Here is a 13,087-nt window from a genome sequence, read left to right as displayed (position 1 = left end):
AACACTCCTTAGCTGTTACATAAAACTTTAATATTATTATATCACTTTTTTAAGAAGCATCCATATTTTCAAACTGACTATTATATAGAGAAGCATAGAATCCATTAGCCTTTAATAATTCTTCATGGTTACCTTGCTCTACAATATCTCCATCCTTCATTACAAGAATTAAATCTGCATTACGGATTGTTGATAATCTATGGGCAATAATAAAGCTTGTTCTGTTTTCCATCAAATTTTCCATAGCCTTTTGAATAAAAACTTCCGTACGAGTATCAACTGAACTTGTTGCTTCATCAAGAATTAATATATTAGGATTAGATAAAATTGCACGTGCAATAGTTAACAGTTGCTTTTGTCCTTGAGATATATTACTTGCCTCTTCGTTAAGTTCCATATTATATCCATTTGGTAGAGCTTTTACAAAATGGTGAACATGAGCTGCTTTAGCTGCTTCAATAACCTCTTCATCTGTTGCATCTAATTTACCATAACGAATATTTTCCATTATAGAACCATTAAATAACCAAGTATCTTGAAGTACCATACCAAACATATTACGTAAATCTTCTCTTTTAAAATCCTTTATATCATGACCATCAATTAATATAGATCCGTTATTTAAATCATAAAAGCGCATTAAAAGCTTGATCATAGTAGTTTTACCTGCTCCTGTTGGTCCCACTATCGCTACCTTTTGGCCAGGCTTAATGTGAGCTGAGAAATCGTTTATTATAATCTTGTCTGGATTATACCCAAATTGAACATCTTTAAATGTAACTTCTCCCCTAACTTCTTCAAGTTTAACTGGATTTTTAGATTCTGGAACCTCTTCTTCCTCCTCTAAAAATTCAAAGACTCTTTCAGCAGCAGCTGCTGTTGATTGAAGAACATTAGCTATCTGAGCTACTTGTGCTATTGGTTGAGTAAAAGTTCTAATATATTGAATGAAAGATAATATATCTCCAACTTCAATAGTTTTCTTTATTGCAAGCCATCCACCTAAAATAGATACTGCTACATAACCTATATTTCCGATAAAAGTCATAATAGGCATCATCATTCCAGATAGAAATTGAGACTTCCATGCAGAGTTATAAAGGTTATTATTAAGTTCCTCAAATTTTATAACTGCTTCTTCTTCTCTGTTAAAAGCCTTTATTATATTATGGCCACCGTAAACTTCTTCTACCTGACCATTAACATGACCCAAAAACTCTTGTTGAGACTTAAAATATTTTTGTGATTTCTTTACCACTGCCATTATTAATGTCATTGATATTGGTAATATTAAAAGTGCTACTATAGTCATTTGCCAGCTTATTGATATCATCATTATTAGAACACCAATTATTGTAATAACTGATGTTATAATCTGGGACATACTCTGATTTAAAGTTTGACTCACAGTATCAACATCATTAGTAACTCTTGATAATACTTCTCCATGAGTCTTGGTATCAAAATATTTAAGTGGCATACGATTAATCTTTTGAGAAATTTCTTTTCTCATTTTATAAGATACTTTCTGTGCTATGCCTGACATTATATATCCTTGTACAAAGGAAAATACCGCACTAATTATATATAATCCAAGAAGCAAAATCACAATATTGCCTATATATTCAAAGTCAATTGCGGCTCCTGCTACTCCCATGACTTTATTTACTAAACCTTGAAAAAGTTTTGTAGTAGCCTTACCTAAAATCTTAGGCCCTACTATAGAAAAAGCCGCGCTACCTATAGCAAAAATAATTACAGTAATTATTGCTAAACTATATGGCTTTAAATACTGGTTTAATTTATTCATTGTTCCCTTAAAATCTTTTGCCTTCTCGACTTTTCCCATACCGCCCATATGTCTACCGCCATAGCCATCTGATCTTTTATTATTTGTTTCCTTATTACTCATTAGCAAGTTCCTCCCTTGAAAGTTGTGATAATGCAATTTGCCTATAAACCTCACAGTTTTCCATAAGTTCCTTATGAGTACCATTTCCTACTATTTTACCTTCATCAAGTACAATAATCCTATCTGCATTCATTATTGTACTTATCCTTTGTGCAACAATTAAAACAGTAGTACTTGAAGTTTCATCCTTCAAAGCCTTACGTAATGCCTTATCTGTCTTAAAATCAAGAGCTGAGAAACTATCATCAAAGATAAATATTTCTGGCTTCTTAGCAAGAGCACGAGCAATAGAAAGTCTTTGTTTTTGCCCTCCTGAAACATTTGTACCTCCCTGTGATATCTCAGTTTTAAATCTTTCAGGCTTAGCATTAATAAATTCCATAGCTTGAGCTATTTCCCCTGCCTTTATTATTTCTTCTTCTGTTGCGTCCTTTTTACCATATTTAATATTGCTTTCTATGGTACCTGAGAATAAAATCCCCTTTTGCGGTACGTAACCTATTTTTTCCCTCAACTCTTTTTGTGGTACATGCCTTATATCAGTACCATCTATTAATATTTCTCCATTTGTAACATCATAAAAACGTGGAATTAAATTTATTATGGTTGATTTACCACTACCTGTACTTCCAATAAAAGCAGTAGTTTCCCCAGGTTTAGCAGTAAATGTAATATTAGAAAGCAAATCTTCTTCAGCTCCTGGGTATCTGAAATAAACATTCTTAAATTCTATATATCCTTTCTTATCTGAAGAGAATTTTTTTGGTTCCTTTGGATCGTTAATTATAATTTCAGTATCTAAAACTTCAGCTATACGTTGTGATGATACAGAAGCACGAGGAAGCATAACTGATACCATAGAAATCATTAAAAACGCCATAATTATTTGCATTGTGTATTGCATAAATGCCATCATATTACCTACCTGCATATTTCCTGCATCAACTTGATGTGCACCAACCCATATAATTAGTACAGTTATAACATTCATTATAAGCATCATCATTGGCATCATTACTGTCATTAAACGACTTATCACCAAATTTGTTCTTGTTAAATCTTGATTGGCTTTTTCAAACTTCTTTTCTTCATACTTTTGAGTGTTAAAAGCACGAATAACTAGCATACCTATTAAAGATTCACGAGTTATTAAATTTATCCTATCCACTAGTTTTTGTACACTCTTAAACTTAGGTATGGCTATACTAAATAGAACAATAACTAAAGTTAGAATTGCCATAACTGCAACTGCTATAATCCATCCCATTGAGGTATCAGTGTTAAGTACCTTAATTACACCGCCTATACCCAAAATTGGAGCATAGAATACTATTCTAAGTAACATTACCATTAAAGTTTGTACTTGCTGAATATCATTTGTACTTCTTGTAATCAAAGAAGCTGTTGAAAATTTATCAAATTCTGTGTTAGAGAAACTTGTTACCTTTTTAAATACCTTCTGTCTAAGGTTTTTCCCAAGACTAGCTGCAACTCTTGCAGAAAGTAAGCCAACTATAACTGTTGCAACCATACTGAGTAGAGCTAAAAGTAACATTTTCCCTCCTGCAGTAAGAATAAAATTTGATTGAAGCTTATCTGTATCTATTCCTATAGTTTGGTACTCTTTATGGATAAATGTAACTGCAGACTGCGTAATCATGCTATCTGGCATATCCTTAAACTTATCATCTATTTTATCTTTTATTCCATTAATTTGTTCTTTAGTCATTTTTGAAATTATTAAAAATGGATCTGAGTTAGCCGGAATATTGGTAAAGCTTTTTCCTACATTAATTTTATTTTTTTCAGAAGCTGCTCCTGGCATAGCAGAAGACAAGGCTGATATACCACCTTTTTCTATTCCACCAACAGCTAATACTGGTTTACCTAGTATGCTGTTAAGTTCCTCAATTTTCTCTTTATCTTTTGTATTAAGTTTATAAAGTGGTTCACTATTAAGCAATGGATACTGTTTTACATAATCCTCTAACTCACTTTTAGAAAGATTTTTTTTATCTAATAGCACATAATTATCTTCTACTTTTTTCTTGTCATCCTCACTCAAAAAAATCTTAATTTTATCAAACTCGCTTTTACGGATTACTTTAGGAACTGCGTTTTCTACTCCTCCTTGTTGAATACCTATATTTACAATATTCGACATATAATCTGGCAACGACAGGTCACATACAGCCTGAACAAATAAAAGACCTATTACCAAAATTATTGATGCCATAAAAGGTTTTAGATGTTTAATTATCTTTAACATTTGGTGCATCTCTCCATTTCTATCTGTTTTACAAATAATTATTTCCCACGTTCTATATTGTTATAATTTTATAACTATTATATTTAAATAATTTTACTATGTCAATAACTTTTATATTTTTATAACTTTTATTATTGTATAATTATTGAAAATATACTATAATATATTTTGAAATCAAAAAAATTCACTAAGGAGGATAAGTATGAGTGATACTAAACTCAATAATCTCTCTAAAGACTTATATAATTTAATGTTAAATTTACACAGAAAAATATTTAATCATGATGAAATGATGAAAAACCTTCCCATACCACCATCCCATGTTAAAGTAATACTTTATCTAAAGCATAATGGGGATTCTTCTATTTCAGAGATTGCTAAAAATCTTCTAATTTCTAAACCTAACATGACCCCTATAATTGATAAATTAGTTTCTGAAAATATGGTCAATAGATATAATGACCCAAATGATAGAAGAATATTACGAATTGAATTAACAAGCAAAGCCCATGAATTTATAAAAAAACAAGAAGAAATGATAAAAAATACTTTATCCGAAAAAATATCCGTTCTCTCTTCTGAAGATTTAGAATATTTAGGCCATCATGTAACAGGGGTTATAGATATATTAGGAAAAATAAAATGATTATAAAAAATGGGCTATTGATAAAATGTCATCAATAGCCTAAATAATTGGATAATATTATATTGTCTAAAATAACTTACTGCTTACTACTCCTTCACCACCAAATATGATGCAATTTTTGTATCCTTTTGAGTAAACATATCTACTTTGTTCAGATAAATCCATTGTATTATTAACTAATAATATAGGAGCATTGTTATTACCTGCATATACACTTCCTACTAATGAATCTGGGAAGCTTACTCCTGAAGCTATTGCTACAGTATCTCCTTCTATATTAAAATAATTTAATACACTCATATTGGTTTTATATCTATCTGCTCCACTGATTCTTACTATATCACTATCACTTAATTTAGTAATATTACTTACAGCATCCTTAACATTTCCGCTTACTACTCCTTCACCACCTATAATGTAAACTTTAGATGGGCTTATATTCTTTATATATGTTTCTGCTGCTTTAGATAAATTATTTTTTTCAGTAAGCACTATTGGATATTTGTTAATTTGAGCTATAGTAGCCGCACTTAATGCATCAGCAAAACCTTCACCACTAGCTATTATTATTGGAGTTCCTTTTTCCACATTTAATCTGTCATTTATTTTAATATGAGTTTCATATATATCTTTGCCTTCTATTCTTTCTATATTGTTATTTCCTAAGGATTTTATAGAGCCTACTAAAGCATCCCCTATTGAATTCTTTCCTCCAACTAAAAATACCTTTCCACCCTTTTCCATACTCTGTTTTATATATGTTAATGCTTCTTTATCCTGTTGTGGATTATTCCCAATCAAAAGTACAGGAGCCTTTAATTTGTCTCCTAAGACACTTGCTGATATCTGATCTGCAAAGTTATATGCATTTGCAATAACTACATTGGAAACTTTATCTCCATATAGTTTTTTGGCTATAGATGTTGCAGTATTAAATCTGCTTGCACCAGCTATTCTTGTCTTATTTGCTATTTTAATCTTATTAATTTGAGATGGATCCCCTACTAATACGTCTATAGTAGTAGAAATATTTGTTCCTTTAATTTTAGCAGTTATTTTTCCTGCTACATCTCTATCTTTAGTATGTAAAACGCCATGTTCATCTATTGTTCCAACTTCTTCTGGTACTTCCCATAAAATATCATTGTTTTTTAATATAACATCTCTTTCTCTATACTTGCAATAAATATTTATATTTGCATTAGAATTTTTATTAACTTTAATATTTTTCACATTACTATATACCTCATCTGGTTTAGCAATTTCTATCCACGTTCTTCCAACCACTTTTTTATTATAACAAAGTAAAACCTCAGTTTGTCCTAACTTTCCATTGGATATGAACATTCCACTATTATACATATCTCCAAAAGATTTATCTGCAATAGACCATTCTAATCCTTCAGAAGGTAGTGCAGCTGGTGAACCAGATTCATCCATTCCTATTGCTTGAAAATTAATAGTGGATTCTGGAGTATAAGTTCTATCAAAAGGTTGAATATGAGCTTGTGCAAATACATTAGTTGGTTCAACTCTTGTAACTGCTAGCCATGAATTTGCAACATTTCTTTCTACCCCGTCTGAAGGTCTGTTCCATACAGTTAAATTATCAGTTCCAGGCTTTTTCCCTACAAAAGTTGTTGATCCGCCTCCATCTAAATTTAAAGCTTGTACAGCTCCCATATCAATCATTAAATTAGCTAAATCTTTAACAGATATTCCTGCAGAATAAGGTTCTTGTTTTCCGTCTATAGCAACAAAAAATACTGTTCCGTCTTCCTTTATACCTACTGCTGTTCTTGGTTCTCTGTAGGATCCTACAGGTGGAGTTTGATAAACGCTACCGTCTTTTACTAAAATAGCATTTCCTCCTAATGCCTCTTCTAAATCACCTTTTACTTCATCATATGTTTTGCTATCCCCAATTATTGGTGTTCCATCTCTTTTAATAGCAAAAAAATTCCACTTCGGATCATGTTTTGATCTTACTGCTCGTCCATCTTTATGAATTACTCCTATTGGTTCTCCAGTTACCATATAATAAAAATCACCATTTACAGCTGCTATTACATGTTCGATATCAGTTTGTTCTGCTTTAGCTTGTAATGATACCTTTTGCATACCAAACGCATCTTTATTATTTGGAGTTCCTGCTTCAATGCTTGCATTATTGTTTTTTGTATATACTTCTACTACAAACATTTCTTGTTTCTTGTTATCCTTGTCTCTAAAAGTATATAATTTTTGTGTTATGTTTGGTGCTATATTTAATCTTCTCTCATTAATTTCTTTAGATATAAAGCTAGATTTTATATCAAAATTTCCTAATGCTTGTACATTAATAGGAGCTATTATATTAACAAGTAATGCTGTTGCCACTACAGTACTCCTAATTCTCTTATTATATTTCTTGTAATTTACCATTGTGTTTTTCCTCCTAAATTATATATTGTAAATAAAATACATTGCTGCGCCATTATTTATTATATACCAAAATGGATTCATTTTGGTTACAATTTACTTAAATATATATTAAAAATAGCTTATATTCTATTTATCATGGAAAAACTCTTTATCATATGCACTTTTCTAAAGCAATAATTTACAAATCGCGTCACTTTTCTTGCAAGTTCTTAAAAACTTCTCTATAATAAATAAAATAAACGAAAATTTAAATGCTTGAAGGAGGAATTATGCAATCTTATTTTATTCCTATCAAATATGCTTTTATATCTTTCCCATTTATTGCATTTTTGTTTTTAATTCCATTTGCAATATATCAATATAGAAAACATGGCTATATAAATAAATTTAGAGTTTTTATTCTATATTCATTTTTATTATTTTTAATAACATCCTATTATTTGGTTATATTGCCTTTACCTGATACAAGAGACATTATTAGTATCCAAAAACCCGGTACAAAACATACTCAATTGACTCCTTTTAACTTTATATTTGACATTTTAAGAGAAACAAAAGTAGACTTTAAAAATCCTTTAACTTATTTAAATATTTTAAAAGAGCGTGCATTCTTACAAGCAGCTTTTAACGGTATTTTACTTTTACCTATGGGAGTTTATTTAAGATATTATTTTAAAAAGAATTTAAAACAAACATTGTTGATGACTTTTCTTTTTTCATTGTTTTTTGAATTAACTCAACTTACAGGTTTATATGGTATATATAATGCTCCTTATAGAATTTTTGATATTGATGATTTAATGTTAAATACTTTTGGAGGATATATTGGCTACCTAATAGCACCTATTTTTACATTTTTTCTTCCAGATACATCAAAACTTGATGACAATATAAATTTAAAAGAGTTTAAAGTAAGTTATTTTAGGAGAATTATTGCTTTTTCAATAGATTGGTTTATAATTACAACCTTCATAAATAAAAATAATATTTTATCTGAAGCAATATGGATATTTATTTATTTCATTTTAGTACCATATATCACAAATGGTAAAACCTTCGGTAAATGGTTATTAAGAATACAAATTAAAGGGACTTATGAAAAGCTGACTTTTAAAGAAATATTCACACGATATGCTATCTTATACTATGGGGTATTTGGAACAAATGAAATCATGTCTAAGGCAATACAATTAAATATTGGATATACTTATTACTACTATATATATTTTATTATAGTAATAGCTTCATTAGTATTAAATGTATTACTTTTTGTTCATCTTACTTTATCTATAATAAAAAAAGACAGATTATTTTATGAAAAAATAAGTAAAACAAGAATAAGTATTATAGAATAAAAATTAATGTATCTATAACAATAAATGTTACACAACATCCTATTCCTTAATATAATGCTATTATGTGAAATAATATTGAAGAAGGGATTAAATGAGTAAATTAGATCCTAAAAAACTTTCAGTGGACTTTAGAAGAGGAGTAACTCCTATATCACCTATCATTCCTAGACACTATACACTTACCCATTCTGACATAACAGCGGAACTTTTTCTCACCATTGGATTAAAATATGCCTATGATAAAATTAATGCTATGCGAGATGAAGTTCTTGGGCGCTGGGTAAAAACAAAAAAAGGATACTATTTCCTTGTACATTTATATGTAGATGGTAAATTTAATCCAATTACCACACCTATACGAAATTCAATATTTATACGTGAATTACCACTTGCCTTAGAAGCTATAAGATATGGAGACAATAAGTTTTTCACTACTCATAGTGAATTGAATAATGTTCCAATATTAGTTTATTTCAATTCAACAAGTCCACATTTTAATAGGGTAGAATATTGGGGAACCTTTTCAAACTATAATATTTTAAGAAATTTAGTACAATAAAAATTGCACCCTAGGAAAATACATACTTTGTATTTTCTTAAGGTGCAATTCTTTATATACTCTATCTCAATTCATCAACTGATTCTTAACCTTAGTCTAATAAAATAATAAATTCTCTATTTAGTAATTTCCCATGGACTAGTTCCCTTTAGTAAAAATGAATGTAAGCTTCTTAATCCACATTCCACCATGTCACTAACAGCCTGATCTGTGTAAAAAGCACAATGTGGAGTTAATATTACATTAGGTAAACTTTTTAATATAGCTAATCCATCATGATTTATAGTTTTTAATCGACAATCACTATGAAATATACCTAATTCATTTTCTATAACATCCAGTGCCGCCCCTCCAATTTTACTATTCTTTAATCCATCTATAAGAGCAAACGTATCTATTAATTCCCCACGAGCTGTGTTTATTATTTTTACTCCCTGCTTCATTTTTGAAATAGTTTCCTTATTTATTAGATGATAGTTGCTTTCAAACAATGGAGCATGTAATGTAATAATATCAGCTTTTTGTAATAACGTATCCAAGTCCACATATTCTACATATGTCTTCGGCTCTTCATTTGGATATAAATCATAAGCAAGTATTTTTGCTCCGAATCCACTGAAATTTTTGATAACAGTTTGCCCTATACGACCTGTTCCAATAACTCCAATTACCTGATTACGTAATTCATTCCCCATTAATCCACCTAATGTGTAATCTTGTCCTTGGCTTCTTTTTATTGATTCTATAACTCTACGATTTAACATTAAAGCAAGCATAGTTGCAAAATCCGCCACTGAGTTAGGAGAGTAGGTTGCATTACTTACTCTTATTCCAAGCTCCTTAGCTGCTTCTAGATCTATATTATTATATCCAGCACTTCTTGAAGCTAAATATTTAACCCCACCTTTGCTTAACTTTTCCAAAACTTCTTTCCCAGCATTACAGTTACCTAATATTGCAACAGCTTCTATCCCTTCTGCTAAATGTGCATTTTCAAGTGATAAGCTTTCTTTTACATAAGTAACATCTAGATTTAGTTCCTTTGAAAATCTTTCAAAAGCCACAGTTTCATCTGGTCTATATGCATATGCAATAACTTTCATTTTAAAATTCCTCCTGTATTATTTAAATTCTATTAAATAATCCTCATCTTTAACAATTTTTAATACATTTACAAATAAATATTTAAACACAAAACTCAATATAAGTGGTGCTACTACAAACATTATTATTGTTATTACAAAACTTCCTGTGCTATATCCAGCAATATTTAAATGATTTATTGGTCCTATAAGTCCACTAATACCAAATCCAGCACTCATTGGAGTACCCTGTATCTTTTGTAATCCACCTAAAGCTCCAACTACTGCTGCATTTGCAATTATAGGTAATATCATTGCAGGTTTTTTTGCAAAGTTTGCTAATTGCATCTTTGGTGAACCTAACACATGAGCTAGTGAAGTTCCAAGTCCATTTACTTTAAATCCAGCTACTGCTAGACCAAAACCAGCTGCACATATTCCAAGGTTCGCAGTTCCTGAACCAATTCCACTTAATGAAATTGCCATAGCAACACCAACAGTAGATACTGGTGAAACTATTAATATAGCAAAAGTAACTGATGTAAATATTCCCATTAGTACTGGTTGTAATGTTGTAAACATATCCACCATATTTCCTAAATATCTTGTTATTGAAGATACATATGGAAGTAATTGCAACCCAGCAAAACCTATAAGTGTAATAACTACTGTTGGAACACAAAGCATTGTATAAGCTTTTAGTTTATCTCCTATATATAATATTAATAATACCGCTAATGCTGCTGTTATTCCTGCGTTTATTACATCTCCCATTCCAGCAAATTGAATAACCTTACCATTCATCTTTAAAGCTCCAGAACCTATCATTGTAGTTATTGCTAGAGTTCCAGATTGAATAGGTGACATTTTAAATTGCATTGCTATACAAAGTCCCATTACAATAGTTAACAAACTACTAGCCATCTTTGTTATTTCTACTATTGGCTGTATATTAAGCGCTTTCCCTAACTCTCCTAATAAAGCAGAAGGTATCAATGCAACTACAATACCAATACTCATACCTGTTAAAACTTTGCTAATAAACTCCTTAGCATTAATTTTACTCTCTGACATTGTCTATTCACTCCTAACTTGAATTATTAATTTTTTCACAATCTCACTTTAAGCTGTACCCTAAGGTCATTGTCAATAATAAAAAAAGATGAGATATTATATTATCTCACCCTTACTTGAATTTCAGATATCATATCATCTACTGACTTTGTAAAAGTATAATCTATCAAACAATATTCATATATATCACTTAAAACTTCATAACCATTTTCTTGTATCCATTTTAAAAGATATTTAACTGCCTCCTCATTATAATAACCTCCATCTTTATACATACAAATATACTTTCCCTCTTCAAGAATAGTTTGCTCTTTAATATTATAATTATCAGGAATACTTATAAAAGATCCCACATTATGCTTAAAACCATACTCTATCCCTTCCTTTAAGTATATTGTGCCATACTCCTTATGAGAGAACAAATTCAACTCTTGAAGACGCTTTAATACTCTTCTATAAGTTAGCATTATTTCTTCCACATTACCTTCTTCTTCACATTTTAAATAAAAGATTTTTCTTTGAGTAAATATCTTAACTGATGGTTTATATAAATCTCTTTTATCTAGATATTTTGTTTTTCTATAAAAATTTAGTAAATGCTCAATACTCTTATGCATATCTTCAAGCTTATCAATTTCTTTCATTATTTCATTATTTCTAGAAGATAAAGCATTTATTATTAAATCATGTTCTCTATTATCTAAAAGATTTTTTATTTCCTTTAAAGAGAATCCAATCTTTTTTAAATATACAATCTGCTTCAATATTGGAAGCTCTTTCATATCATAATATCTATAATTATTTACTTCATCCACATACTGTGGTCTAAAAAGTCCAATTTTATCATAATATATTAAGGTTTTCTTAGATATATTATGCATTTTTGCAACTTCATTAATTTTATATTTTTTATGTTCCAAAGTTTCCCCTCCAAACTATGCCCTTAGTTCATTCTTTATAGTTAAAATTCTTCTTTTTCTACATGATATATTTTTTAAACTCTAAATCTTTTTTTAATAATACCATTGTAATGTATTATATTATTATCTGTAAATATTTTAAAAAATAACTCTTAAAATAAACTCTAATAATTTGTAGTTATAAAATAATCATCTTGTAAAAACAAAACATCTATAAATCTGAATAATTTACTAAGTATATATTTATTCAGAAGTACAAAACTAATACTAATATGGAGGTGTTATATAATGAGTAGACGACCTTTAGTTCCTGAAGCAAAGGAAAAGCTTGATAGAATGAAAACAGAATATGCAAATGAACTTGGTATGAAATTTAATGATAGCTATAAAGGAAATGAAACTTCAAAATTAAACGGCTCTGTAGGAGGACCTATTGGTGGGTTAATGACTAAAAAAATGGTAGAGGCATTTGAGAAAAAATTGCTATAAAAATCTATTACTCTTGAGCCTGTGAAAAAAAGTCTGTAAATTACAAAATATAGCAGCTTTCTATGATAAAATATAAATATCATAGGAGGCTGTTTTGTTATGGGTAAAAGAAAAGAAAGATTAACAGAGGGAAAAAAGAATATTATTGCTGATTTAATTAGGGAGTATGACATTCAATCTGCTGAGGACATTCAAGACGCATTAAAAGACCTTCTTGGAGGTACTATTGAAAGCATGCTTGCAGCTGAGATGGATAACCATTTAGGGTATTCTCCATATGAGCGTACTGATGTAGAAAATGCACGCAATGGAAAGAAACAAAAAACTATTCGTAGTAAATATGGAGAAATGGAAATA

11 protein-coding genes are annotated in these 13,087 nt (G+C 29.7%); 5 read left to right on the top strand and 6 right to left on the bottom strand.

The features are described from left to right. Positions 1-49: 49 nt before the first annotated feature. Together T514_RS0120520 and T514_RS0120515 are read right to left on the bottom strand one after the other, a co-directional pair. Complete coding sequence (locus T514_RS0120520) at positions 50-1,912, bottom strand: ABC transporter ATP-binding protein (protein WP_027626438.1); 1,863 nt, start codon at positions 1,910-1,912, stop codon at positions 50-52. After that, on the bottom strand, positions 1,905-4,181 hold the full coding sequence (locus T514_RS0120515) for an ABC transporter ATP-binding protein (RefSeq protein ID WP_027626437.1): 2,277 nt from the start codon (positions 4,179-4,181) through the stop codon (positions 1,905-1,907). Before T514_RS0120515 ends, T514_RS0120520 begins: the two co-directional genes overlap by 8 nt. Before the next feature lie 202 nt (positions 4,182-4,383). Between T514_RS0120515 and T514_RS0120510 the strand changes: the two genes are divergently transcribed. Continuing rightward, positions 4,384-4,827, top strand: a complete 444-nt coding sequence (locus T514_RS0120510; protein ID WP_027626436.1) for a MarR family winged helix-turn-helix transcriptional regulator — start codon at positions 4,384-4,386, stop codon at positions 4,825-4,827. Between the two features lie 66 nt (positions 4,828-4,893). On the opposite strand, the gene T514_RS25925 is transcribed toward T514_RS0120510, so the two are convergent. Then, positions 4,894-7,251: a cell wall-binding repeat-containing protein gene (locus tag T514_RS25925; RefSeq protein ID WP_051542215.1), complete on the bottom strand. Its 2,358-nt coding sequence runs from the start codon at positions 7,249-7,251 to the stop codon at positions 4,894-4,896. Between the two features lie 269 nt (positions 7,252-7,520). Between T514_RS25925 and T514_RS0120500 the strand changes: the two genes are divergently transcribed. Both T514_RS0120500 and T514_RS0120495 read left to right on the top strand, forming a co-directional pair. Further along, positions 7,521-8,606, top strand: a complete 1,086-nt coding sequence (locus T514_RS0120500; protein WP_027626435.1) for a VanZ family protein — start codon at positions 7,521-7,523, stop codon at positions 8,604-8,606. 91 nt (positions 8,607-8,697) lie between these two features. Next, complete coding sequence (locus T514_RS0120495; protein ID WP_027626434.1) at positions 8,698-9,165, top strand: staygreen family protein; 468 nt, start codon at positions 8,698-8,700, stop codon at positions 9,163-9,165. A gap of 116 nt (positions 9,166-9,281) precedes the next feature. Here the strand turns inward: T514_RS0120495 and T514_RS0120490 are convergent, their stop codons facing one another. The 3 genes from T514_RS0120490 to T514_RS0120480 all read right to left on the bottom strand — a co-directional run bounded on the left by T514_RS0120490 (position 9,282) and on the right by T514_RS0120480 (position 12,241). Next, positions 9,282-10,268, bottom strand: a complete 987-nt coding sequence (locus T514_RS0120490) for a D-isomer specific 2-hydroxyacid dehydrogenase family protein (RefSeq protein ID WP_027626433.1) — start codon at positions 10,266-10,268, stop codon at positions 9,282-9,284. A gap of 18 nt (positions 10,269-10,286) precedes the next feature. Then, complete coding sequence (locus tag T514_RS0120485; protein WP_027626432.1) at positions 10,287-11,321, bottom strand: PTS sugar transporter subunit IIC; 1,035 nt, start codon at positions 11,319-11,321, stop codon at positions 10,287-10,289. Positions 11,322-11,422: 101 nt separating this feature from the next. Further along, positions 11,423-12,241: a MerR family transcriptional regulator gene (locus T514_RS0120480; RefSeq protein ID WP_027626431.1), complete on the bottom strand. Its 819-nt coding sequence runs from the start codon at positions 12,239-12,241 to the stop codon at positions 11,423-11,425. Between the two features lie 288 nt (positions 12,242-12,529). Here T514_RS0120480 and T514_RS0120475 point away from each other — a divergent pair, with 288 nt between their 5' ends. Next, positions 12,530-12,730 (top strand): alpha/beta-type small acid-soluble spore protein, encoded by a 201-nt coding sequence (locus T514_RS0120475; RefSeq protein ID WP_027626430.1) that lies wholly within the window; start codon positions 12,530-12,532, stop codon positions 12,728-12,730. 99 nt (positions 12,731-12,829) lie between these two features. Then, positions 12,830-13,087 (top strand): transposase (locus T514_RS0120470; protein WP_027624652.1); only part of this gene is annotated, 258 nt, incomplete at its 3' end.

This window comes from Clostridium lundense DSM 17049, assembly GCF_000619945.1.
Lineage (GTDB): Bacteria > Bacillota > Clostridia > Clostridiales > Clostridiaceae > Clostridium_AO > Clostridium_AO lundense.
Note: the sequence above shows the minus strand (reverse complement) of the source record. Positions and strands in the feature narration are given on the sequence as shown.